Source organism: Streptomyces sp. NPDC012466 (genome assembly GCF_042955215.1).
In the GTDB taxonomy this organism is placed as follows: domain Bacteria; phylum Actinomycetota; class Actinomycetes; order Streptomycetales; family Streptomycetaceae; genus Streptomyces.
In genome coordinates this window covers 74995-98889 of the sequence record NZ_JBIBEQ010000002.1, presented here as the reverse complement: position 1 = coordinate 98889, position 23895 = coordinate 74995, and the positions used below count along the sequence as shown (strand labels likewise).

The window sequence follows — 23895 nt, the reverse complement described above, 5'->3', positions numbered from 1 at the left end:
CGTACGGGAAATGGCCCTCGCGTACCCCCTGTGGCCGGAAACCGCCGTACCGTTCCTCCCGCGCCGCGGCCGGTCGCCGTAGCCGTGCTCCGCCCCGGACGGCCGCGCACCCCGTCCGCCTGCCGAACTCACCGGCGCTTCCCCCGGGCCGTGCGGTTAGGCTCAAAGCCGTACGACCTTGATCCGATGGACGTCCGAGGAACAGTGCGAGGGAGGCCCGGATGACGGCGGCGCCGGGGCGCAGGAGCAGTACCTTCACACGACTGCTGCGGCACGGCTTCACCGACGCCTCCGCCGCCGAGCGACTCCTGGACACCCCCGAGCTCGTGGCCCTGCGCGACGACCCGGTGCTGCTGGAGGCGCTGGGCGCCACCGCCGACCCCGATCTCGCGCTGCTCGGCCTCGTCCGGCTGCTGGAGGCCCAGCAGAGTCCCGGCGCCCGCCGGGAACTGCTCGACACCCTGATCTCGGCCAAGCCCCTGCGCGACCGCCTGCTCGGCGTGCTCGGCGCCTCCACCGCCCTCGCCGACCACCTCACCCGGCACCCGGACGACTGGCAGGCGCTCGTCATGTACGAGGCGTACGACCTGCACCCCGGGGTGGAGGAGTTCGAGGCCGGTCTCGCCGAGGCCACCGACCCGGTCTCCCTGCGCGTCGCCTACCGGCGCTGCCTGCTGTCCATCGCCGCCCGGGACGTCTGCGGCACCACCGGCGTCGCCGAGTCCGCCGCCGAGCTCGCCGACCTCGCCACCGCCACCCTGCGTGCCGCCCTCGGTATCGCCGAGGCGGCCGCGCCCGAGGACGCCGCCCTGTGCCGGCTCGCGGTCATCGCGATGGGCAAGTGCGGCGGCCACGAGCTGAACTACGTCTCGGACGTGGACGTCATCTTCGTCGGGGAGGCCACCGAGGGCACCGACGAGACCAAGGCCGTGCGCGCCGCCACCCGGCTCGCCTCACACATGATGCGGATCTGCTCCGAGACCACCGTCGAGGGCTCCATCTGGCCCGTCGACGCCAACCTGCGGCCCGAGGGCCGCAACGGGCCCCTCGTGCGGACCCTCTCCAGCCACCTCGCCTACTACCAGCGCTGGGCCAAGACCTGGGAGTTCCAGGCGCTCCTCAAGGCCCGCCCGGTGGCCGGCGACCTCGACCTCGGCGCGGAGTACGTCGCCGCCGTCCAGCCCCTGGTGTGGAAGGCCGCCGAGCGCGAGAACTTCGTGTCCGACGTGCAGAAGATGCGCCGCCGGGTCGTGGAGAACATCCCCGTCGCCGAGGTCGACCGCCAGCTGAAACTGGGTCCCGGCGGCCTCAGGGACGTCGAGTTCGCCGTGCAGCTGCTCCAGCTGGTGCACGGCCGGGCCGACACCTCCCTGCGCAGCGGTACGACCCTGGACGCCCTCGAGGCCCTCGCCTCCGGCGGCTACGTCGGCCGGTCCGACGCGGCCCAGCTCGACGAGGCCTACCGCTTCCTGCGTTCCATGGAGCACCGCATCCAGCTGTTCCGGCTGCGCCGCACCCACCTCGTCCCGGAGGACGAGGCCGAGCTGCGCCGCATCGGACGCTCCCTCGGGCTGCGCAAGGACCCGGTCGCCGACCTGCACCGCGAGTGGCGGCGGCACGCGGGTGTCGTACGCCGGCTGCACGAGAAGCTCTTCTACCGGCCGCTGCTCGACGCGGTCGCCCAACTCGCCACCGGCGAGGCCCGGCTGAGCACGGAGGCGGCCCGGGAACGCATGGTGGCCCTCGGCTACGCCGACCCGGCCTCCGCCCTGCGGCACCTGGAGGCACTGGCCTCCGGCGTCACCCGCAAGGCCGCCATCCAGCGCACCCTGCTGCCCGTCCTGCTCGGCTGGTTCGCCGACTCGGCCGACCCGGACGCGGGCCTGCTCAACTTCCGCAAGGTCTCCGACGCCCTCGGCAAGACCCCCTGGTACCTGCGGCTGCTGCGCGACGAGGGCGCCGCCGCGCAGAACCTCGCCCGTGTACTGTCCGCCGGCCGCCTCGCGCCCGACCTGCTGATGCGCGCCCCGGAGGCGGTCGCCCTGCTCGGCGACGGGGACGGCGGCGGCCTGGAACCCCGGCCGCGCGCCCATCTGGAGCAGGAGATACTCGCCGCGGTGCGACGCGCCGACGGCGGCGCCCAGGCGGTCACCGCGGCCCGGGGTGTGCGCCGCCGCGAGCTGTTCCGTACGGCCGCCGCCGACATCGTCGGCTCCTACGGCACCGAGGAGCAGCCCGCCGAGGCCGACCAGGGCGCCTTGGTGGACCGGGTCGGCGGCGCGGTGTCGGACCTGACCGCCGCGACCCTGGCCGGCACGCTCCGCGCGGTCGTGCGCGACGGCTGGAAGGACGGACTGCCCACCCGGTTCGCCATCATCGGCATGGGCCGGTTCGGCGGCCACGAGCTGGGCTACGGCTCCGACGCGGACGTGCTGTTCGTGCACGAGCCGTGCGACGGTGTCGACGAGCGGGAGGCCTCCCAGGCGGCCAACAAGGTCGTCTCCGAGATGCGCAGGCTGCTCCAGATCCCCAGCGCCGACCCGCCCCTGCTGATCGACGCCGACCTGCGTCCGGAGGGCAAGTCCGGCCCGATGGTCCGCACCCTCAAGTCGTACGAGGCGTACTACCGCCGGTGGGCCCTGACGTGGGAGTCGCACGCGCTGCTGCGGGCCGAGCCCGTCGCCGGCGACGAGGAGCTGGGGCGCCGCTTCGTCGAGCTGATCGACCCGCTGCGCTACCCGGCGGACGGGCTCGCCGACGAGGCCGTACGTGAGATCCGGCGGCTGAAGGCCCGCATGGAGTCCGAGCGGCTGCCGCGCGGCGCCGACCCCAAGCTGCACGCCAAGCTCGGGCCGGGCGGCCTGTCCGACGTGGAGTGGACCGTGCAGCTCATGCAGTTGCGGCACGGCGCGGCGGAGCCGGGCCTGCGCACCACGCGCACCCGGGAGGCCCTGGCCGCCGCCCGCGAGGCCGGGCTCATGACGGACGAGGACGCGGCGATCCTCGACGAGGCCTGGGTCCTCGCGACGCGCGTCCGCAACGCGGTGATGCTGGTGCGCGGCCGGGCCGGCGACACCTTCCCGACGGAGCCGAGGGACCTGGCCGCCGTGGGCAGGTACCTCGGGTACGGCCCCGGCCACGCGGGCGACATGCTCGACGCGTACCGGCGGACGGCACGCCGGGCGCGCGGTGTGGTGGAGGAACTGTTCTACGGCATCGCCGAACGCTAGGGAGTGTCCGACAGCTCGGCCGCGGGCCGGGCCCCGCCCGCCCGGCGCGTCGGCACCACCATCGGCAGCGCGTAGGGCTGCCTGCCGTACCAGAGGGCCGTCACCCCGAACCCGAAGGCCAGGCACAGCAAGCCACCGACCGCGTCCAGCCAGAAGTGGTTGGCCGTGGCCACGATGACCACCAGCGTCAGCGCCGGGTACAGCAGGCCCAGCACCCGCGCCCAGGGGACGCTCGCCAGTGCGAAGATCGTCAGCCCGCACCACACGGACCAGCCGATGTGCATCGACGGCATCGCGGCGTACTGGTTGGACATGTGCTTCAGGTCGCCGGACGCCATCGAACCCCAGGTCTGGTGGACCATGACCGTGTCGATGAAGTCGCCGCCGTTCATCAGCCGCGGGGGCGCCAGCGGGTACAGGTAGTAACCGACCAGGGCGACGGCCGTGGTCGCGAACAGCGCCAGGCGGGTGGCCGCGTAGCGGCCGGGATGGCGACGGTACAGCCACACCAGGACACCCAGGGTGACGATGAAGTGGAGTGTCGCGTAGTAGTAGTTCATCCCGACGATGAGCCAATGCACCGAGTTCACGGCGTGGTTGACCGACTCCTCGACGGCGATGCCCAGATGGTGCTCGACCCGCCAGATCCAGTCGGCGTTGCGCAGCGCCTCGGCCTTCTGCTCGGGCACGGCGTTGCGGACGAGCGAGTACGTCCAGTAACTCACCGCGATCAGCAGGATCTCGAACCAGAACCGGGGCCGCCGGGGGGTGCGCAGCCGGCGCAGCGGACCACGCCCCGTATCGGCCGCAACGGGGTCCGGGAGGGCCGCTTCCAGGCCCTCCGGCTTCGTTACGGTCGTTTCACCCATAGGCGCAAAGTCTGCCAGAAAAGGACTTCTCCACCGATCATCCCGCGGCCCGGCCGGGGCCGCATGTCCTACGGCGACATCAGGCCACAGGTCTCAGGAGCGACCGCGTTCCCCGGGGGCCGAAGCGGTCGAACCGCGCACCACCAGTTCCGGCATGAACACGAACTCGCTGTGCGGCGCGGGTGTCCCGCCGATCTCCTCCAGCAGCGTGCGCACGGCCGCCTGCCCCATCGCGGGGACCGGCTTGCGGATGGTGGTGAGGGGCGGGTCGGTGAAGGCGATCAGCGGGGAGTCGTCGAAGCCGACCACGGAGATGTCCTTCGGCACGTCCAGACCGAGCTGCCGGGCCGCCCGGATCGCGCCCAGCGCCATCATGTCGCTGGCGCACACCACGGCCGTGCAGTCGCGCCCGATCAACGCCGTGGCCGCCGCCTGGCCGCCCTCCAGCGTGTACAGCGAGTGCTGGACCAGTTCCGTCTCGACGGTCTCGGCACCCAGGCCCAACTGGTCCTGCATGCAGCGCACGAACCCCTCGATCTTGCGCTGCACCGGCACGAACCGCTTGGGCCCGAGGGCCAGGCCGATCCGCGTGTGCCCCAGGGACACCAGGTGCGTGACCGCGAGGCTCATCGCCGCACGGTCGTCGGGGGAGATGAACGGCGCCTGCACCTTCGGCGAGAAACCGTCGACCAGCACGTAGGGCACGCCCTGGGCCCGCAGCCGGTCGTAGCGCTGCATGTCGGCGGTGGTGTCCGCGTGCAGTCCGGAGACGTAGATGATGCCCGCGACCCCGCGGTCCACGAGCATCTCCGTGAGCTCGTCCTCGGTGGAGCCGCCCGGGGTCTGGGTGGCCAGCACCGGCGTGTAGCCCTGCCGGGTCAGCGCCTGGCCGATGACCTGTGCCAGGGCCGGGAAGATCGGGTTCTCCAGCTCCGGGGTGATCAGCCCGACCAGCCCCTCGCTGCGCTGGCGCAGGCGCACCGGGCGTTCGTACCCCAGCACGTCGAGAGCGGCCAGCACGGACTGGCGGGTGGTGGCGGCGACGCCCGGCTTCCCGTTGAGGACGCGGCTGACGGTCGCTTCGCTCACCCCCGCCTGCACAGCGATGTCGGCAAGCCGTGTGGTCACAGCACTGGACTGTAGCGGCCGGGGATCTCCTTGCACACCGACGGGACGCCGGGTGCGCGCCGTCGCACGGCCCGCTGCGGGTTGCTGGGTCATCGCGATCCCTCGAAGTCGTGGTCGGCGTCCGATCCGCAACGGATGATTCCCCCGGCGGACACGGATGGCAAGTGCTTGCAGAGTCTTGCACAGCTGTCCGACTCCCTGCCGAACAGCGGTGAGTCCGGGCTCCCGGGCGGTCGAGGGGAGGTCACGGCGGCATAACCATCCGCACCTCTTGCAACTTTTTGCTGCAAGGTCTTTCGCAACGTGTTGCAGCGCGGCTAATCTCACCGACGCCCGGCGGCCAACGGCGCAGTCGGCAGCACGAACGGGCTTTCACCCTCAAGGAGAACTCATGCGGCGTGGCATAGCGGCCACCGCGCTGGTGGCGTCCCTCGCCCTGGCGGCGACGGCCTGCGGCGGAAGCGACAGCGGCGACGAGGCCGGCGGCCCGGTCACCATCACCTGGTGGGACACCTCCAACGCGACCAACGAGGCGCCGACGTACCAGGCCCTGGTCAAGGAGTTCGAGGCCGCCAACAAGGACATCAAGGTCAAGTACGTCAACGTCCCCTTCGACCAGGCGCAGAACAAGTTCGACACCGCCGCCGGTTCCAAGGGTGCCCCCGACGTCCTGCGTTCCGAGGTCGGCTGGACCCCCGCCTTCGCCAAGAAGGGCTTCTTCGCGCCGCTGGACGGCACCGAGGCCCTGAAGGACCAGGCCGCGTTCCAGCCCAGCCTGATCGAGCAGGCCAAGTACGAGGGCAAGACCTACGGTGTCCCCTTCACCACGGACACCCTGGCCCTCGTCTACAACAAGCAGCTCTTCGAGAAGGCCGGCATCGAGGAAGCCCCCAAGACCTGGGAGGACCTGAAGAAGGCCGCCGCCACCGTCAAGGACAAGACCGGCGTCGACGGCTACTGGGGCTCCACCCAGGCCTACTACGCCCAGTCCTTCCTCTACGGCGAGGGCACCGACACCGTCGACGCCGACGCCAAGAAGATCACCGTCACCTCGCCCGAGGCGAAGAAGGCCTACGGCACCTGGCAGGGCCTGTTCAAGGGCAAGGGCCTGCACAAGGCCGACACCACCGCCGACGCCTACGCCCACATCCAGGAGGCGTTCGTCAGCGGCAAGGTCGCCTCGATCGTCCAGGGCCCGTGGGAGATCACCAACTTCTACAAGGGCTCGGCCTTCAAGGACAAGAACAACCTCGGCATCGCCACCGTCCCGGCCGGCTCCACCGGCAAGGCGGGCGCCCCGACCGGCGGCCACAACCTCTCCGTCTACGCCGGTTCCGACGCCGCCCACCAGAAGGCCTCGCTGAAGTTCGTCAACTTCATGACCTCGGCGAAGGCCCAGGAGACCATCGCGCTGAAGAACTCCACGCTTCCCACGCGCGAGGACGCCTACACCGACAAGGTCAAGGCCGACCCCGGTATCGCCGGCTACCAGGGCGTGCTGTCCAGCGCCCAGCCGCGCCCGGCGCTGCCCGAGTACAGCTCCCTGTGGGGGCCGCTCGACGACGAGCTCATCAAGATCGCCGGTGGCAAGGAGTCCCTGGACAAGGGCCTCGGCAACGCCGAGACCGCCATCGCCAAGCTGGTGCCCGACTTCTCCAAGTGACCGCCGCCTGGCCGCCGGGTCCCCCTGTCATGGGGGAGGGGACCCGGCGGCCACCGGCCCGCGCCTGCCGCCCGGCAGCCCCCTTGACCTCCTTGAACCTCCAGAAGGTGTCGAACCATGACAGTCGCCATCGACCGAGCGACCGGCAAGCGGCACGGTGAGCGGGAACCGCGACCCGGGCCGGCCCAGCGGCTGAAGAACGGCTTCCACAAGCACTGGTACGCCTACGTGATGATCGCCCCGGTGGCCGTCGTCCTCGGGGTGCTCGTGGTGTATCCGCTCGTGTACGGCCTGTACCTCACGCTCACCGACGCCACCAGCCTCAACACCGCCCGCACGATCGGCGTCAACCACATCGACGCCACGTACAAGTTCATCGGCCTGGACAACTACGCCGACATCCTGTGGGGCCCGACGGCTTACGACCGCTTCTGGTCGCACTTCTTGTGGACGGTGTTCTGGACGGCGGCCTGCGTCGCCCTGCACTACGGCCTCGGCCTCGGCCTGGCCCTGCTGCTCAACCAGAAGCTGCGCGGCCGCACGCTCTACCGGATGCTGCTGGTGCTTCCCTGGGCGGTGCCGACCTTCGTCACCGTCTTCGGCTGGCGGTTCATGCTCGCGGACGGCGGCGTCATCAACACCGCCCTGGGGGGCCTGGGCCTGCCCACCCCGATGTGGCTGGAGGACACCTTCTGGCAGCGGTTCGCCGCGATCATGGTCAACACCTGGTGCGGCGTGCCGTTCATGATGGTCTCGCTGCTCGGCGGCCTGCAGTCGATCGACGCGAGCCTGTACGAGGCCTCAGAGATGGACGGCGCCAACGCCTGGCAGCGCTTCCGGTACGTGACCCTGCCCGGACTGAGGTCCGTCAGCACCACCGTCGTACTCCTCGGCGTGATCTGGACCTTCAACCAGTTCGCCATCATCTTCCTGCTGTTCGGCAACACCGCACCGGATGCCCAGATCCTCGTCACCTGGGCCTACCAGCTGGGCTTCGGGCAGCAGCCGCGCGACTACGCGCAGTCCGCCGCCTACGGAATCCTGCTGCTGTCCATCCTGATCGTCTTCACCTCCTTCTACCGCCGCTGGCTGAACCGCAACGACCAGCAGCTCGCGATCTGAGGCAGGAGTTCCCCATGAGTACGACCACCGTCGAGACCTCCGCCCCGGCCGGCGAGCGGCGTCCCGCGCCCACCCCCGGCAAGGTCCGCGGCCGCGGCGAACGCAGCCGCAGGGCCTCGCTCGCCTCGCACGCCGTGCTGATCCTCGCGAGCCTGACCGCGCTCTTCCCGGTCGCCTGGCTGGTCTTCCTGTCCCTCGGCCCGGACAAGGACGACTACCTCCACCCCGGGCGCATCTGGGGCAAGATGACGCTCGACAACTACGCGTTCGTCCTTCAGGACACCAGCTTCTTCGACTGGCTGAAGAGCACGCTGGTCGTGGTGCTGGGCACCACGCTCATCGGCGTCGTCGTCGCCGCGTCCACCGGCTACGCGGTCTCCCGCATGCGGTTCCCCGGCTACCGCAAGCTGATGTGGGTGCTGCTGGTCACCCAGATGTTCCCGATCGCGGTACTGATCGTGCCGATGTACCAGATCCTCTCGGATCTGCAGCTCATCGACAGCTACCTTGGTCTCATCCTGGTCAACTGCACCACGATCGTGCCGTACTGCGCCTGGCTGATGAAGGGCTATTTCGACACCATCCCGTTCGAGATCGACGAGGCCGGGCGCGTCGACGGGCTGACCCCCTTCGGCACGTTCGCGCGGCTCATCCTGCCGCTCGCCAAGCCGGGCCTCGCGGTCGCGGCGTTCTACAGCTTCCTCACGGCCTTCGGTGAGGTCGCGTTCGCCTCGACGTTCATGCTGAGCGACGACAAGTACACGTTCGCCGTCGGTCTGCAGACGTTCGTCAGCGAGCACGACGCGCAGCGCAACCTGATGGCCGCGACGGCTGTGCTGATCGCGATACCGGCCGCCCTGTTCTTCTACCTCGTGCAGAAGAACCTGGTGACCGGGCTCACCGCAGGTGGCACGAAGGGGTGACCGCGCGCCCCTCGGGGCACCGCCGAACCGCACGTCACAAGCCCGAGGCGGCCGCGGCGCCCATCCGACCCCGCTGTGCCGCGGCCGCCTCGTCACCCCACCCACGCCTTCCATGACCGACCTCCTGTTACGCATCAAGGACGACATGAGCCAGCACTCAGCTGCACCTGCCCCCACCCCCACGTCCGCAGTGGCCGTCGCCAAGCGCCGCGACTGGTGGCGGGACGCGGTGATCTACCAGGTGTACCCGCGCAGCTTCGCCGACAGCAACGGCGACGGCATGGGCGACCTGGAGGGTGTCCGCACCCGTCTGCCGTACCTGCGCGACCTCGGCGTGGACGCCGTGTGGCTCAGCCCCTTCTACGCCTCACCGCAGGCCGACGCCGGCTACGACGTCGCCGACTACCGCGCTGTCGACCCCATGTTCGGCAACCTCCTGGACGCCGACGCACTGATCCGCGACGCCCACCGGCTGAGCCTGAGGATCATCGTCGACCTGGTCCCGAACCACTCCTCCGACCAGCACGAGTGGTTCAAGCGGGCCGTCGCCGAGGGCCCCGGCTCCCCCCTGCGGGAGCGCTACCACTTCCGCCCCGGCAAGGGGGAGAACGGCGAACTGCCGCCCAACGACTGGGAGTCGATCTTCGGCGGCCCGGCCTGGACCCGCGTCACCGAGCCCGACGGCACGCCCGGCGAGTGGTACCTGCACCTCTTCGCCCCGGAGCAGCCCGACTTCAACTGGAACCACCCGGCCGTCGGCGACGAGTTCCGCTCCATCCTGCGGTTCTGGCTCGACATGGGCGTCGACGGCTTCCGGATCGACGTCGCCCACGGCTTGGTGAAGGCGGAAGGGCTGCCCGACCTTGGATCCCACGATCAGGTGAAGCTGCTGGGCAACGATGTCATGCCGTTCTTCGACCAGGACGGTGTGCACGAGATCTACCGGCAGTGGCGGCTGATCCTCGACGAGTACTCGGGTGAGCGCATCTTCGTCGCGGAGGCGTGGACGCCGACCATCGAGCGGACCGCCAACTACGTCCGCCCCGACGAGCTGCACCAGGCCTTCAACTTCCAGTACCTCAGCACCCACTGGGACGCTGCGGAGATGCGCGAGGTCATCGACCGGACCCTGGAGGCCATGCGCCCGGTCGGCGCCCCCGCCACCTGGGTGCTGTCCAACCACGATGTGACCCGGCACGCCACCCGCTTCGCCAACCCGCCCGGCCTCGGCACCCAGATCCGCCTGGCCGGCGACCGCGAACTGGGGCTGCGCAGGGCCCGGGCGGCGAGCCTGCTGATGCTGGCGCTGCCCGGCTCGGCCTACATCTACCAGGGCGAGGAGCTCGGCCTGCCCGACGTCGTCGACCTGCCGGACGAGGTGCGCCAGGACCCGGCGTACTTCCGGGGCGCGGGTCAGGACGGTTTCCGCGACGGCTGCCGGGTGCCGATCCCGTGGGCCCGGACGGGTTCGTCGTACGGCTTCGGCGCCGGGGGCAGCTGGCTTCCGCAGCCGGAGGGCTGGGGCGAGCTGAGTGTCGAGGCGCAGACCGGGGAGCCCGGTTCGACCCTGGAGCTGTACCGCGCCGCACTCGCGGTGCGCCGTGAGCAGGCCGACCTCGGGGCCGGCACGTCCGTGGAGTGGCTGCGGGCGCCCGAGGGTGTGCTGGCCTTCCGGCGCGGGGACTTCGTGTGCGTCGCGAACACCACCGGCGAGTCGGTGGCGATGCCGGCGTACGGCCGGGTGCTGGTGGCCAGCGGGGAGATCGTCGAGGTCGACGACGAGGCCAAGGTGCCGGCCGACACCACGGTGTGGTGGGCCACCGCGACCGCGGGGGCCCGCGCCTGATTTTCCTTTGAATTTCGTACGGCCCGCTGCCCTTTCGGGCGGCGGGCCCTTACTATCTGCGTCACCGCAAGGTTTCCGAACCTTGCAGCAAGAACCTTCAACGAAGAAGGAAACCCCACATGGCACGCAGATACCTCACCGCCGCCGTCGCGCTCGCCGCAGCTTTGGTTGTCATGAACCCGACTGGTGCGCAGGCCTCCCCACCTGGCACCAAGGACGTCACCGCGGTCCTCTTCGAGTGGAACTTCGCCTCGGTCGCCCGCGCGTGTACCACCGCCCTCGGCCCCGCCGGATACGGCTACGTGCAGGTCTCCCCACCTGCCGAGCACATACAGGGACCGCAGTGGTGGACCTCGTACCAGCCGGTCAGCTACAAGATCGCCGGCCGGCTCGGCGACCGCACGGCCTTCCGGAACATGGTGAACACGTGTCACGCGGCCGGTGTGAAGGTCGTCGTGGACACCGTCGTCAATCACATGGCGGCGGGCAGCGGCACCGGCACCGGCGGCTCGTCGTACAGCAAGTACACCTACCCCGGCCTGTACTCCGCGCCCGACTTCGACGACTGCACGAGTCAGATCGGCAACTACCAGGACCGCTGGAACGTCCAGCACTGCGAACTGGTCGGTCTCTCCGACCTCGACACGGGCGAGAACTACGTCCGCGGCGCGATCGCCGGGTACATGAACGACCTGCTCTCCCTCGGCGTCGACGGCTTCCGCGTCGACGCGGCCAAGCACATGGACGCGGCCGACCTCGCGAACATCAAGTCCCGGCTGAGCAATCCGTCGGTGTACTGGAAGCAGGAGGCCATCCACGGCGCCGGCGAGGCCGTCCAGCCCACCGAGTACACCGGCAACGGCGACGTCCAGGAGTTCCGCTACGCCTACGACCTCAAGCGGGTCTTCACCAACGAGAACCTCGCCTATCTGAAGAACTACGGCGAGGGCTGGGGCTACATGAGCAGCGGCGTCTCCGGTGTCTTCGTCGACACCCACGACACCGAGCGCAACGGCTCCACCCTCAGCTACAAGGACAACGCCACCTACACCCTGGCCAACGTCTTCATGCTGGCCTGGCCCTACGGCGCCCCGGACATCAACTCCGGCTACGAGTTCACCGACCACGACGCCGGCCCGCCGAACGGCGGCCAGGTGAACGCCTGCTGGCAGGACGGCTGGAAGTGCCAGCACAACTGGCCGGAGATCAAGTCCATGGTCGCCTTCCGCAACGCCACCCGGGGCCAGGCGGTCACCGACTGGTGGGACAACGGCGGCGACGCCATCGCCTTCGGCCGGGGCGGCAAGGGCTTCGTGGCCCTCAACCACGAGTCGGGCTCCCTGACCCGGACCTACCAGACCTCGCTGCCGGAGGGGACGTACTGCAACGTGCAGAACAACACGCCGGTGACGGTGAACTCCAGCGGCCGGTTCACGGCAACCCTGGGCGCGAACACGGCCCTGGCGATCCACGTGGGCAAGTCCGGCTGCTGACGCGGACGGACACCCGTTCCCGGTGCGAGCGGCCCCAGCGGCACGTCGTGTGACCGCTGGGGCCGCCGTTCCGGACCGACTCCGCTGGTTGAAAGTTCTTTCCAATGGTTTCAAGACTCTTGCTGTAAGGGTTTCGGCGGCGATACGGTCGCGCGGGGTCGGACCCGAGAGAGCCGCAACGCAAGGAGTCCACGTCAGTGATACCGAGATGGCGTGCGCCCTCAAGGCGCCGAACCGCCCGTGCCGGACGGGTCGCCGCGGTCATGGCGACCGCGCTGACCGCGGCACTCGTCCAGCCGCTCGCCGCCGGGGCGGCCACCCCGCCGGCACCTCCGTCCGACGCCCGGCTGGCCGCCGAGCCCGCCCGGCACGACGCCACCCGTGAGCAGTTCTACTTCGTCCTGCCGGACCGTTTCGCCAACGGCGACCCGCGCAACGACAAGGGCGGCCTGACCGGTTCGCGCCTGTCGACCGGCTACGACCCCACCGACAAGGGCTTCTACCAGGGCGGCGACCTCAAGGGCCTGACCAAGCGGCTCGACTACATCAAGGGCCTGGGCACCACCGCCCTGTGGATGGCCCCGATCTTCAAGAACCAGCCCGTTCAGGGCACCGGGGCGAACGCGTCGGCGGGCTACCACGGTTACTGGATCACCGACTTCACCCAGGTCGACCCGCACTTCGGCACCAACAAGGACCTCGAGACCCTCATCGACAAGGCCCACGCCAAGGGCATGAAGGTCTTCTTCGACGTCATCACCAATCACACGGCCGACGTCGTCGACTACGAGGAGAAGTCCTACGACTACCTCTCCAAGGGCGCCTTCCCGTACCTGACGAAGGACGGCGTGCCCTTCGACGACGCCGACTACGCGGACGGGCGGCGCGGCTTCCCCGCGGTCGACCGGGACTCCTTCCCGCGCACACCGGTGGTCACCGAGAAGAACAAGGTGCCGTCGTGGCTCAACGACCCGACGATGTACCACAACCGCGGCGACTCCACCTTCGCCGGTGAGAGCTCCGCCCACGGCGACTTCTCCGGGCTCGACGACCTGTGGACCGAGCGCCCCGAGGTCGTCCACGGCATGGAGAGGATCTACCAGCGCTGGGTGCGGGACTTCGACGTCGACGGCTTCCGGATCGACACCGTCAAGCACGTCGACATGGAGTTCTGGACGCAGTGGGCCACCGCCCTCGACGCCTACGCGGCCAAGCGGGGCCGGGACGACTTCTTCATGTTCGGCGAGGTGTACTCGGCCGACACGTCCGTCACCTCTCCGTACGTCACCCAGGGCCGGCTCGACGCCACGCTCGACTTCCCCTTCCAGGAAGCGGCCCGCCAGTACGCCTCGCAGGGCGGCAGCGCACAGAAGCTCGCGGGTGTCTTCGGTGACGACTACAAGTACACGACCGGCAAGGCCAACGCGTACGAGCAGGTCACCTTCCTCGGCAACCACGACATGGGCCGGATCGGGTCCTTCCTGAACCAGGACAACCCGAAGGCCACCGACGCCGAACTGCTCGAGAAGGACAAGCTCGCCAACGAGCTGATGTTCCTCAGCCGCGGCAACCCCGTCGTCTACTACGGCGACGAGCAGGGCTTCACCGGCCCGGGCGGCGACAAGGACGCCCGGCAGAGCATGTTCGCCTCGCGCACCGCCGACTACCTCGACGACGACCGGATCGGCACCGACCGCACCCACGCCGAGGACGCCTACGACACCAAGGCGCCCCTCTACCGGCAGATCAGCGCCCTCGCCAAGCTCCGCAAGGCCAACCCGGCCCTGACCGACGGCGTCCAGCAGGAGCGGTACGCGGCCGACGGCCCGGGCGTCTACGCCTTCTCCCGCACCGACGCCAAGTCCGGCACCGAGTACGTCGTCGCCTTCAACAACGCCGTCGAGAAGAAGACCGCGACCTTCCCGACCGGCTCGGCCGGCATGCCCTTCCAGGGCATCCACGGCACCGACGCGCGCCTGAAGAGCGGCAGTGACAAGAAGGTCACCGTCACCGTCCCGGCCGGCTCGGCGATCGTGCTCAAGGCGGCCGGAAAGCCGGCCAAGCCCGCCACCGCGCCCACGCTCACGCTCAAGGCCCCGGCGGCCGGCGCGACCGGGACCGTCGAGGTCACCGCCGACGTCGACGGCGGGCGGCTGAACCGGGTCGTCTTCGCCGCGCAGACGGGCAACGGCACGTGGCGGGTCCTCGGCTCCGCCGACCACGCCCCGTACAAGGTCACCCACACCGTCGGCAAGGACGTGGCACCGGGCACGGCCCTGCGCTACAAGGCCGTCGTGATCGACTCGGCCGGCCGCACCGCGAGCGCCCTGGCCGCCTCCACCACCGGCACCCGGCCCGCCGCGGAGCCGCCCACCGCGTCCTCCCGCGACTACGCGATCGTCCACTACAAGCGCGCCGACGGGGACTACGCCGACTGGGGCCTGTACGCCTGGGGCGACCTCGCCGAGGGCGAGGCCACCGAGTGGCCGAAGAGTCACCCCTTCACCGGGCGGGACGCCTACGGCGCCTTCGCCTGGGTCAAGCTCAAGCCCGGCGCCTCGAACGTCGGCTTCCTCGTCATCGACAAGGACGGCACCAAGGACGTCTCCGCCGACCGCACGATCGACGTCACCAAGACCGGCGAGGTCTGGATCGAGCAGGGCAAGGACACCGTCACCACCGAGCGCCCCGAGTACCCGGCGCCCGACCGGAGCAAGGCCGTCCTGCACTACCACCGGGCCGACGGGAACTACGACGGCTGGGGCCTGCACGTCTGGACCGGCGCAGCCGACCCCACCGACTGGTCGAACCCCCTCGAGCCGGTCAAGACTGATTCCTATGGCGCAGTCTTCGAGGTACCGCTCACCGACGGAGCCACCAGCCTCAGCTACATCCTGCACAAGGGCGACCAGAAGGACCTTCCCACCGACCGGTCGCTCGACCTCAAGGCGAACGGCCACGAGGTGTGGCTGGTGAACGGCCAGGAGAAGTACCTGCTCCCGCAGCCCGCCGGGTCCGCGGCCGCCCTCGACCCGGCCACCTCCAAGGCCGTCTGGATCGACCGGAACACCCTCGCCTGGAACGGCTCCGACGCCGCCGCCTCCACCCAGCTGCTCTACGCCCGAGACGGCTCCATCGCGGTGAAGGACGGCGCCCTGACCGGTGACGCCAAGTGGCTGCGCCTGTCGAAGAGCGAGCTGACCGACGCCCAGAAGGCGACGTTCCCGCATCTGAAGGCGTACGACGCCTGGACCGTCGACCCGCGCGACCGCGACCGGGTCCGCGAGGCCCTTCGTGGCCAGGTCGTCGCCACCCAGCGCGCGGCCAACGGTGCCGTCCTCGCGGCGACCGGCGTCCAGATCGCCGGTGTCCTCGACGACCTGTACGACGCGACGAAGGCCGACCTGGGGCCGACGTTCTCCAAGGGCCGTCCCACGCTGTCGGTGTGGGCGCCCACCGCGCAGCGGGTGTCCCTGGAGATCGGTGACTCCACCGTCCCGATGCGGCGCGACGCCGGCACCGGCGTCTGGTCCGTCACCGGCCCGAAGTCCTGGAAGGGCAAGCCCTACCGGTACGTCGTGACGGTGTGGGCGCCCAGCGTCCGCGAGGTCGTCACCAACAAGGTCACCGACCCCTATTCCCTCGCCCTCACCGCCGACTCGAAGCGGAGCCTCGTCGTCGACCTGGACGACAAGGCGCTGAAGCCCGCCGGCTGGTCGGCGTACACCAAGCCCGGTGCCGTGCCGCTGCGGGACGCCCAGATCCAGGAGCTGCACATCCGCGACTTCTCCGTCGAGGACCGGACGGCGAAGCACCCGGGCACCTATCTCGCCTTCGCCGACAAGGCCAGTGACGGCTCCCGGCACCTGCGCGAGCTGGCGAAGGCGGGCACCTCGTACGTCCACCTGCTGCCCGCCTTCGACATCGCCACCATCCCGGAGAAGAAGGCCGACCAGGCGACGACCGACTGCGACCTCGCCTCCTACCCGGCCGACTCCGACAAGCAGCAGGAGTGCGTCGGGAAGATCGCCGCGAAGGACGCCTACAACTGGGGCTACGACCCGTACCACTACACGGTCCCCGAGGGCTCCTACGCCACCGACCCGGACGGCACGGCCCGCACGGTCGAGTTCCGCAGGATGGTGAAGGCCCTCAACGACGACGGGCTGCGGGTCGTCATGGACGTCGTCTACAACCACACCGCCGCCAGTGGCCAGGAGAAGACGAGCGTCCTCGACCGGATCGTCCCCGGCTACTACCAGCGGCTCCTCGCCGACGGCTCGGTCGCGAACAGCACCTGCTGCGCCAACACCGCCACCGAGAACGCCATGATGGGCAAGCTGGTCGTCGACTCGATCGTCACATGGGCCAAGGAGTACAAGGTCGACGGCTTCCGCTTCGACCTCATGGGCCACCACCCGAAGGCCAACATCCTGGCCGTCAGGAAGGCCCTCGACGCGCTCACCCTCGCCGAGGACGGCGTCGACGGCAAGAAGATCATCCTGTACGGCGAGGGCTGGAACTTCGGCGAGGTGGCCGACGACGCCCGCTTCACGCAGGCCACGCAGAAGAACATGGCCGGGACGGGGATCGCCACCTTCTCCGACCGTGCCCGTGACGCGGTGCGCGGCGGCGGCCCCTTCGACGAGGACCCCGGCGTCCAGGGCTTCGCGTCCGGCCTGTACACCGACCCCAACTCCTCGAAGAACAACGGCACCCCCGCCGAGCAGAAGGCCCGCCTGCTGCACTACCAGGACCTCATCAAGGTCGGGCTCGCCGGCAACCTCGCCCGGTACCGCTTCACCGACACCGCGGGCCAGGAGGTCAAGGGCTCCGAGGTCGACTACAACGGCGCCCCCGCCGGCTACGCCGACGCCCCCGGTGACGCCCTCGCCTACGCCGACGCCCACGACAACGAGTCCCTGTTCGACGCGCTCGCCTTCAAACTGCCCGCTTCGACGAGCGCGGCCGACCGGGCCCGGATGCAGGTCCTCGCCATGGCGACGGCCACCCTCTCGCAGGGCCCGGCCCTCTCCCAGGCGGGCACCGACCTGCTGCGCTCCAAGTCCCTGGACCGCAACTCCTACGACAGCGGCGACTGGTTCAACGCCGTCCACTGGAGGTGTGAGGACGGCAACGGCTTCGGCCGCGGACTGCCCATGGCGGCCGACAACACCGACAAGTGGCCGTACGCCAAGCCCCTGCTGAACACGGTCAAGGTGGGCTGCGAGCAGATCGAGGGCACCTCGGCGGCGTACCGTGACCTGCTGCGGATCCGGAGCACCGAGAAGGACTTCTCCCTCGGCACCGCCGAGCAGGTGCAGTCCCGGCTCTCCTTCCCGCTGTCCGGCAAGGACGAGACGCCCGGCGTGATCACCATGCGGCTCGGTGACCTCGTCGTCGTCTTCAACGCCACGCCGCAGCGGCAGGAACAGCGAGTCGCCGCTCTCGCAGGGACCGGCTACCGCCTGCACCCGGTGCAGGCGGCGGGGGCGGACTCTACCGTCAAGTCCTCCTCCTACGCGGCGGAATCGGGCACGTTCGCCGTTCCGGGGCGTACGGTCGCCGTCTTCACCCGGACCGCCGGATAGCGCACTACGTTGGGTGGGGCGGGCCGTGACCCACGGTCCGTCCCACCCACACGCCCCGAGGGGCCGCCGACATGGACGCCAGCGGCAGGCAGCACAGTCCCGGCACCACCGTGCTGGTCGTCGACGACGTCGCGGCCAGCCGGTACGCCATGGGCGCGGTGCTGCAACGGGCCGGCCACCGGGTCGTGCCCGTCGCCAGCGGCGGCGAGGCGCTCGTCGAACTCGACGTACGGCTGCGCGAGGGCACCCTGCCCGATGTGGCCCTCGTCGACGTGGGCCTGCCCGACATGAGCGGCTTCGAACTGTGCCGCCGGGTCCGGGCCCGGCCGCCCATGGCCGCACTGCCCGTCGTCCACTTCTCCGCCGCGGCGACCGCGCCCGGCGACCGGTGCCGGGGACTCGACGCCGGCGGCGACGCGTATCTGACCGTGCCCGCCGAACCGCTGGAGATCCAGGCCGTCGTCCGGGCCGCCGTACGCGGAGCCCGCCGCAGCACGGGCGCCGAGACCGTCGTCCACCGGCTGACGCTGCTGGCCGAGGCCATCATCGCCGTGCAGGCGGCCCGCTGCCCGCGGGAACTCGCCACCGCGGCCGCCGACGGCACCGCCGCCCTCACCGACTCGCCCGCCGTGGTGTACGTCATCGACCCGGACGGCGAATCCCACCGCGGCACCGCCCGGGGCCGCCCCGCGGCGGGCGGTGACGCCCACCAGGCGGCGGCACGGCTGGTCACCCGGCTCGCGGAGGGCCGCACCGGCGTGCACACCAGCGTCGTCCCCGCGCCGCTGTGGCCGGCCGGGATCTTCCGGCCGGGCATCGAGGAGGACGCCCGCCTGACCGTGGCGAGTGCCCAGGACGGCCGGACCACGGTGTGCCTCGCCACGCCAGTGCGGCGGACGGCGATCAACGACCCCGCGGACGACGGGCTGCGCGCCCGCCTCGCCCAGGCCACCGCGCTCGCCGCCGAACCGCTGCTGATGTACCGGGTGGAGCGGCATGTCGCCCTCACCCTCCAGCACAGCTTCCTGCCACGGCCGCACAAGCTGCCGCACCTGCCGGGCGTCGACATCGTCGTCCGCTACGTGCCCGCCTCCGAGCAGACCGAGATCGGCGGCGACTTCTACGCCGCCCTGCGCACCCGCGACGGGGTGCTCACCGCGGTCGGGGACGTCGTCGGGCACTCGCTGGACGCGGCCACCGTCATGGTCGAGATCCGTCACGCCCTGCGCGCCTACTGCGTCGATGAGAGCGCCCCGGTCGTGCTGGCCGCCCGCCTCGACCGGATGCTCCAGCGGTACCACCCCGATGTCACGGCCACCGTGTGCCTGGCCCTGGTCGACCCCGCCAGCGGGCGGGTCCGGATCGCCAACGCCGGCCACATCCCGCCGCTGATCCTGCGCGACGGGGGCGTCGCCCGGTACGCCGACGCCTGCGGTCCGCTGCTCGGGCTGGGTCTGGAGCGGCCCCCGGCGACCGAGTGCCGTCTGCGCGGCACCGACCGACTGCTCATGGTCACCGACGGCCTCATCGAGACCCGCGGTGTCCCCCTCACGACCTCCATGGACCAGCTCCGCACGGCCGCCGCCGACGCCCCGGCCGGCCTCGACCCCCTCTGTGACGTGCTGCTGAGCTGCTTCGGCCACGACCGCGAGGACGACATCGCGATGCTGGCCCTGCGGTTGGGGCCTGTCTAAGGTGAGCTCACTGGCCTAGAACAGGAGTACTGATGCCGCAGATCACCGTCGACTATTCCGCCGACCTCGCGGACGGCTTCGACCGGCGCGGATTCGCCCAGGCGCTGCACGAGGCGACGGTCGAGATCGCGGCTGCCAAGCCGCCGGCCTGCAAGAGCCGGTTCCGCCCGACGGAGGACATCGTCGTCGGCCCCGAAGCCGAGGGGCACGCCCATGTGCACATCCACATCGCACTGCTCGCCGGACGCACCGACGAGACCAAGGCCCGGCTCACCCAGGCCGCGCTTGAGTTGCTGCGGACGTACCTGAAGCAGCCCGAGGGGCTCGCGCTGCACGCCTCCGCCGAGGTCCGTGACCTGGACCCGTCGTACGCGAAGTTCGAGAGCTGAGCCGGTTCAGCTCGCCAGTGCGATGAGCCGGCCGGCCAGGTGCGCGAACGGCCCGTCGGCCGGCTCGTCCTTCATGATGTCGCGCAGCAGCGCGGCCATCTCCTCGTCGTAGGCGGCACTGACGGCGGCGAGGGCGGCGAAGTCGTTGACGAGCTGGGGCTCCAGCTCCTCGCGCGGGATGCGCCGGCCGTCCAGCCAGATCAGCGCCGTCGACTCGGCGAGCGAGATCCAGGACCGCACGACCAGTTCGAGGCGCGCGGGCGGATCGGTCACGCCCAGGTGCGAAAGGATCTGGACATACGCGGCCTGCCGCACGGAGTCGACGAGCGCGTTGGTCGTCGAGGAACCGACCGCCGGGCCGCCGCGCATCAGGGCGGAGAAACCGGGCCCGTGCTCGTCCACGAAGTCGAAGTAGCGGCGCATCACCCGCAGCAGCCGCGCCCCCAGCGGACCCTCGTGCGGCTCCACGAAACGGGCCGCCAGATCGTCCGAGGCCCGCTGCAACGCCGCCTCGTACAGGCTGAGTTTGCCGGGAAAGTAGTGGTAGACCAATGGGCGTGAAATGCCCGCGGCCGACGCTATCTCGTCGATGGAGACCTCGTCGGGCGAGCGGCGGCTGAACAGTTCGAGGGCGACGCCGATCAACTGCTGCCGACGCTCCTCGACTCCCATTCTGCGGCGAACCCCGATAGTCATACGAACACCTTACCGATCGATTCCAGCCTCGAACGGGCCGGATCGATCGCGGGACTCCTTCCGAGGCCCTCGGGCGGGTGCCGGAAGCGCCCGTCAGCGCAGCCCGCCGAGCGAACGCCCGTCCTTCAGGGTCCCCTTGAGCTGAGCCTGCGCCCCCTGCTCGGCCGGCACGGTCAGCAGACTGCTCCGCGCCGTCCCGTCCACTCCGCCCGTCGCCCGGATCGACGCGGTCTCGCGGCCGCCGGCGGCCAGCAGGTACCAGTCGCCACCCCTCGACTTCCACAGCACCCCGGCCAGCACATGCGGGTCACGGGCCCCGCACGCCGGGAGGTTCTCGGCCTTCGCCGCCACCGCCCCGTACGCCCCGCCCGGCGTGTGGAACTGCGCCAGCACCCGTGCCCCGCCGCCCCGCCAGGTCTCGGCCCGGGTGCACACCCACGCCGCCGAACCGCTCGCGTCGGGCAGCGGCTGCTCGTTGAACGCCCAGGCGTTGACGCTGCGCACCCCCGCCGAGCGCACCGTGCCCAGCGAGCAGGCGAACGGCTGCCAGGTGTGCAGCGCCGCGGTGCCGGACACCTCACCGGGAGAGCCCGGCCGTCCGACGGTGAGCCGCGCCGGGACCAGTTCACCGAGGTCGGTCAGCAGCCGGGTCCTGGAGCCGTCGGTCACTTGCAGCACGTTCCACGAGGTGCAGGGTCCGGACCGCAGGGCCGGACTGGCCAGCGGCGCGGTCACCCCGTCGGTGAGCGTGAGGTCCATCGCGCCGGACCCCGGCTTCATCAGGTCCCGCTCGCTTGCCTTCTTCACCCACGGTGCCGTCAGATAGCGGACGTTGCCGTCGGACCGGCCCAGCACCACCGCGCCCGCCTCGGCCCGGCCGGCCCCGTCGACCCGGGCGAAGTCGAGGGCGGCGCCCTGCGTGCCCTCCTTCGGCTCGGCGTAGCGGGTGATGCGCAGACCGTCGTAGAGGATCACCACGCGCGCCGCGTCGACCGTCCCCGCGTACAGCAGCTGGGGTGGTCCGGCCGGGCCGCCGGAGAGGGTGCCGGGCGTCACCGACACCTGGACCGTCTCGCCGGGGCGGGCCCACACGGCCAGGGCGCGGCGCAGCAGGGCCTTGTCGCCGGTGCGGTCGCCACGGGCCGGCCACACGGAGAAGTCGGTGCGCGCCGAGTTGCGCCACACGCCGGACGGGACCCGGGTCAGCTTCGCCGGGTCCAGGGCGGCCTGCGCGGCCGGGTTGCGCGCGTACGGGGGTGCCGCGGCGCCCTCGGGGCCCCAGCCCTCACCGGGCAGACCGAGCAGCGCGCCGCACACCAGCAGCGCGGCACCGGCGGCCAGCGCTGCCTTCAGATGATGACGGCGGCGCATCAGGTCGGTGGGCCGGGCCTGGAGCGAGCAGGGGTCGAACTCGGGGGAGTCGAGCAGCCCGTACCCGGCGGGAATCCCGTCGGCCTCCAGCACCGCGCCCTGCGGATCGGCGACGCCCGCGGCGGCGAGGACCTCGCACACCCCGTCGTCCGTGAGCCGCTCCAGACCACGCAGCGCGTACGCGGCCCGGGCCGGGCCCGACAGAGTGGACAACCGCTGGTCCAGGGCGAGTTCGTCGGCGCCGCCGGAGCGCGGGAACAGCTTCAGGCCCCACACGTGCGGCAGCAGCGGCGGCAGCTGGGACCTCTTGGGCCACGCCTTCGCCTTCAGCGGCACCCCCGCCTCCAGTGCCGTGCGCAGCACCTGGAGACGGATCAGGGCGTAGCCCGGGTCGCCGTCCCGCCCGGTGGACTGGGCCGGGATCACCGGGGCCGGGGTACGGGCGCGGGGGAGGGCCCGCTGGGTGAGGGCGTGCGCGGTCAGGACGCGGCGGCTGCGGCCCAGCCCGGGTGGCAGCACCAGATAGGCCAGCCGGACGAGCCGCGGGTAGTGCTCGACGAGCGCGGCCTCGGCCTGCTCGACGTCGACGACCGGGCCGGCGGGGGAGGGGGGTGCGGGGCGCTGGGCGACATCCTGTGACTGCACGTTCAGCAGAACGAGCGAATCGTTGGATGGTCACCTGGCCCCGGAGCGTCACGCCCCCGGGTGCTCCCCCGGCTCCACGAGCAGCCGGGCGTAGTTCGCCATGGACCGCTGGTAGCGCGGCAGATGCGGGGCCAGGGCGCCCAGGGCCAGCGCCAGGGCCTCCCGGTCGCGGCCGAGGCTCGACAGACACAGGGCCAGACAGGCGCGTACGGCGTCGTCCAGCTCGTCGGACGGCGCGACCAGTTCGGGCGTCAGCAGCGCGACGCCCTCCTCGGCCCGGCCGATGTTCCGCAGGGAGCTGGCCAGCTGGATCTTCGTCCGGCGGGCCTTGTAGGGGCTGGCGTCGGCGAGGCCGTGCTCCAGCGCCTCCCGGTACAGGGGGACCGCCTGGTCGGAGTGACCCGTGGAGTCCCAGGCGCAGGCCTGCTCGAACGGGCCGTGCGGACTGCCCTCGGGCAGCTCGGCGACCAAGGCGTCGACGTCGGCGCGGAAGCGGGCCTCGTCCTCCTCCGTCTCGGCGTAGTCGTCGAAACGGTCCCACAGGGCGGCTACACGATCTTCCCAGTCTTGATCCACCGGACCACCCTCGCACAGGAGTGCACACCGTGGCAGCGGCATATTGAGCACGGCGGGCGCCGCACCCGTATCGAAGGCGAGAGCCTCTTGCCGGGGCTCCGTGCGGCATGCGTCCGGAACGTGCCGTGACAGGGACCGTGCCGTGACAAGGACCGGAGGAACAGATGAGGGTGACCCGACCGATGCTCGCGCTGAGCGGCGCGGTGGCGATAGTGGCGCTGACCGGCTGCGGCGGATCCGGCGACAAGGACGAGGCGGCCGTTCCCGAGGCGGTGACCGGCAGCCTGGAGCACATCGCGGCCGAGGCCGACTGCAAGCCGAACATGCAGACCGACGCGGACACCATCCGCCAGGCGCTGTGCAAGAAGGGCAAGGAGAAGTACGTCCTCGCCACCTTCGCCACCGACCGGGGCCAGCGCGAGTGGCTGAACAGTGCCAAGGACTACGGCGGCTACTACCTCGTCGGCCGCAAGTGGGTAGCCGTCGGCCAGCAGAAGACGGTCACGGCGTTGCAGGGCACCCTCGGCGGGACCATGGAGGAGGGCTCCGAGCACATGAACCCCGGCGGCAGCCACAACAAGAGCGGTCACGACGGCGGCAGCGGCCACCACGGCTGAGCACGCGGGCCGGAACAGCGGAAGGCCGGCGGTGGGAATTCC

Annotated in this window: 15 protein-coding genes; 10 read left to right on the top strand and 5 right to left on the bottom strand. The window is 71.0% G+C overall.

All coding sequences use genetic code 11. The features are described from left to right. The first annotated feature begins 221 nt into the window (after positions 1–221). Entirely contained in the window at positions 222–3230 is a 3009-nt protein-coding gene (locus ACFY9E_RS07905) for a bifunctional [glutamine synthetase] adenylyltransferase/[glutamine synthetase]-adenylyl-L-tyrosine phosphorylase (protein WP_390980490.1), read from the top strand. Here ACFY9E_RS07905 and ACFY9E_RS07900 read toward each other — a convergent pair. Together ACFY9E_RS07900 and ACFY9E_RS07895 are read right to left on the bottom strand one after the other, a co-directional pair. Then, positions 3227–4099 carry a phosphatase PAP2 family protein gene (locus ACFY9E_RS07900; RefSeq protein WP_390980488.1) on the bottom strand — a complete coding sequence of 291 codons (873 nt, stop codon included), beginning with the start codon at positions 4097–4099 and terminating at the stop codon, positions 3227–3229. The genes ACFY9E_RS07905 and ACFY9E_RS07900 overlap by 4 nt on opposite strands. Before the next feature lie 93 nt (positions 4100–4192). Beyond that, entirely contained in the window at positions 4193–5227 is a 1035-nt protein-coding gene (locus tag ACFY9E_RS07895) for a substrate-binding domain-containing protein (RefSeq protein WP_390980486.1), read from the bottom strand. 391 nt (positions 5228–5618) lie between these two features. On the opposite strand from ACFY9E_RS07895, the gene ACFY9E_RS07890 reads away from it, so the two are divergent. From ACFY9E_RS07890 to ACFY9E_RS07855, 8 genes are all read left to right on the top strand, one after another. Next, positions 5619–6890 (top strand): extracellular solute-binding protein, encoded by a 1272-nt coding sequence (locus tag ACFY9E_RS07890; protein WP_390980484.1) that lies wholly within the window; start codon positions 5619–5621, stop codon positions 6888–6890. A gap of 117 nt (positions 6891–7007) precedes the next feature. Beyond that, complete coding sequence (locus ACFY9E_RS07885; RefSeq protein WP_390980482.1) at positions 7008–8012, top strand: ABC transporter permease subunit; 1005 nt, start codon at positions 7008–7010, stop codon at positions 8010–8012. Positions 8013–8026: 14 nt separating this feature from the next. Beyond that, positions 8027–8935 carry an ABC transporter permease subunit gene (locus ACFY9E_RS07880; protein WP_390980480.1) on the top strand — a complete coding sequence of 303 codons (909 nt, stop codon included), beginning with the start codon at positions 8027–8029 and terminating at the stop codon, positions 8933–8935. Positions 8936–9080: 145 nt separating this feature from the next. Next, the gene (locus ACFY9E_RS07875) at positions 9081–10781 is read left to right on the top strand and encodes an alpha-amylase family glycosyl hydrolase (protein WP_390980478.1); all 1701 of its coding nucleotides are present in this window, start codon (positions 9081–9083) and stop codon (positions 10779–10781) included. Positions 10782–10900: 119 nt separating this feature from the next. Then, positions 10901–12274, top strand: a complete 1374-nt coding sequence (locus tag ACFY9E_RS07870; protein ID WP_390980476.1) for an alpha-amylase family glycosyl hydrolase — start codon at positions 10901–10903, stop codon at positions 12272–12274. Positions 12275–12471: 197 nt separating this feature from the next. Beyond that, positions 12472–17865, top strand: a complete 5394-nt coding sequence (gene pulA, locus ACFY9E_RS07865) for a pullulanase-type alpha-1,6-glucosidase (protein WP_390980474.1) — start codon at positions 12472–12474, stop codon at positions 17863–17865. A gap of 71 nt (positions 17866–17936) precedes the next feature. After that, entirely contained in the window at positions 17937–19559 is a 1623-nt protein-coding gene (locus tag ACFY9E_RS07860; protein ID WP_390980472.1) for a SpoIIE family protein phosphatase, read from the top strand. Positions 19560–19591: 32 nt separating this feature from the next. Further along, positions 19592–19948 (top strand): 5-carboxymethyl-2-hydroxymuconate Delta-isomerase, encoded by a 357-nt coding sequence (locus ACFY9E_RS07855; RefSeq protein WP_390980470.1) that lies wholly within the window; start codon positions 19592–19594, stop codon positions 19946–19948. A gap of 6 nt (positions 19949–19954) precedes the next feature. Here ACFY9E_RS07855 and ACFY9E_RS07850 read toward each other — a convergent pair whose 3' ends face one another. The 3 genes from ACFY9E_RS07850 to ACFY9E_RS07840 form a co-directional block, all read right to left on the bottom strand. Then, entirely contained in the window at positions 19955–20644 is a 690-nt protein-coding gene (locus ACFY9E_RS07850) for a TetR family transcriptional regulator (RefSeq protein WP_390980468.1), read from the bottom strand. 93 nt (positions 20645–20737) lie between these two features. Next, positions 20738–22660, bottom strand: a complete 1923-nt coding sequence (locus tag ACFY9E_RS07845) for a hypothetical protein (RefSeq protein WP_390980466.1) — start codon at positions 22658–22660, stop codon at positions 20738–20740. 48 nt (positions 22661–22708) lie between these two features. Then, positions 22709–23236 carry a tetratricopeptide repeat protein gene (locus ACFY9E_RS07840; protein WP_390980465.1) on the bottom strand — a complete coding sequence of 176 codons (528 nt, stop codon included), beginning with the start codon at positions 23234–23236 and terminating at the stop codon, positions 22709–22711. A gap of 164 nt (positions 23237–23400) precedes the next feature. On the opposite strand from ACFY9E_RS07840, the gene ACFY9E_RS07835 reads away from it, so the two are divergent. After that, positions 23401–23853, top strand: coding sequence for a hypothetical protein (locus ACFY9E_RS07835; protein ID WP_390980463.1), 453 nt, complete (start codon positions 23401–23403; stop codon positions 23851–23853). Positions 23854–23895 lie beyond the last annotated feature (42 nt).

Excerpts from the sequence above, each read along its gene's own strand:
- ACFY9E_RS07905 (WP_390980490.1), top strand. The coding sequence starts at position 222 with ATGACGGCGGCGCCGGGGCGCAGGAGCAGTACCTTCACACGACTGCTG.
- ACFY9E_RS07900 (WP_390980488.1), bottom strand. The coding sequence starts at position 4,099 with ATGGGTGAAACGACCGTAACGAAGCCGGAGGGCCTGGAAGCGGCCCTC.
- ACFY9E_RS07890 (WP_390980484.1), top strand. The coding sequence starts at position 5,619 with ATGCGGCGTGGCATAGCGGCCACCGCGCTGGTGGCGTCCCTCGCCCTG.
- ACFY9E_RS07885 (WP_390980482.1), top strand. The coding sequence starts at position 7,008 with ATGACAGTCGCCATCGACCGAGCGACCGGCAAGCGGCACGGTGAGCGG.
- ACFY9E_RS07880 (WP_390980480.1), top strand. The coding sequence starts at position 8,027 with ATGAGTACGACCACCGTCGAGACCTCCGCCCCGGCCGGCGAGCGGCGT.
- ACFY9E_RS07875 (WP_390980478.1), top strand. The coding sequence starts at position 9,081 with ATGAGCCAGCACTCAGCTGCACCTGCCCCCACCCCCACGTCCGCAGTG.
- ACFY9E_RS07870 (WP_390980476.1), top strand. The coding sequence starts at position 10,901 with ATGGCACGCAGATACCTCACCGCCGCCGTCGCGCTCGCCGCAGCTTTG.
- ACFY9E_RS07860 (WP_390980472.1), top strand. The coding sequence starts at position 17,937 with ATGGACGCCAGCGGCAGGCAGCACAGTCCCGGCACCACCGTGCTGGTC.
- ACFY9E_RS07855 (WP_390980470.1), top strand. The coding sequence starts at position 19,592 with ATGCCGCAGATCACCGTCGACTATTCCGCCGACCTCGCGGACGGCTTC.
- ACFY9E_RS07850 (WP_390980468.1), bottom strand. The coding sequence starts at position 20,644 with ATGACTATCGGGGTTCGCCGCAGAATGGGAGTCGAGGAGCGTCGGCAG.
- ACFY9E_RS07835 (WP_390980463.1), top strand. The coding sequence starts at position 23,401 with ATGAGGGTGACCCGACCGATGCTCGCGCTGAGCGGCGCGGTGGCGATA.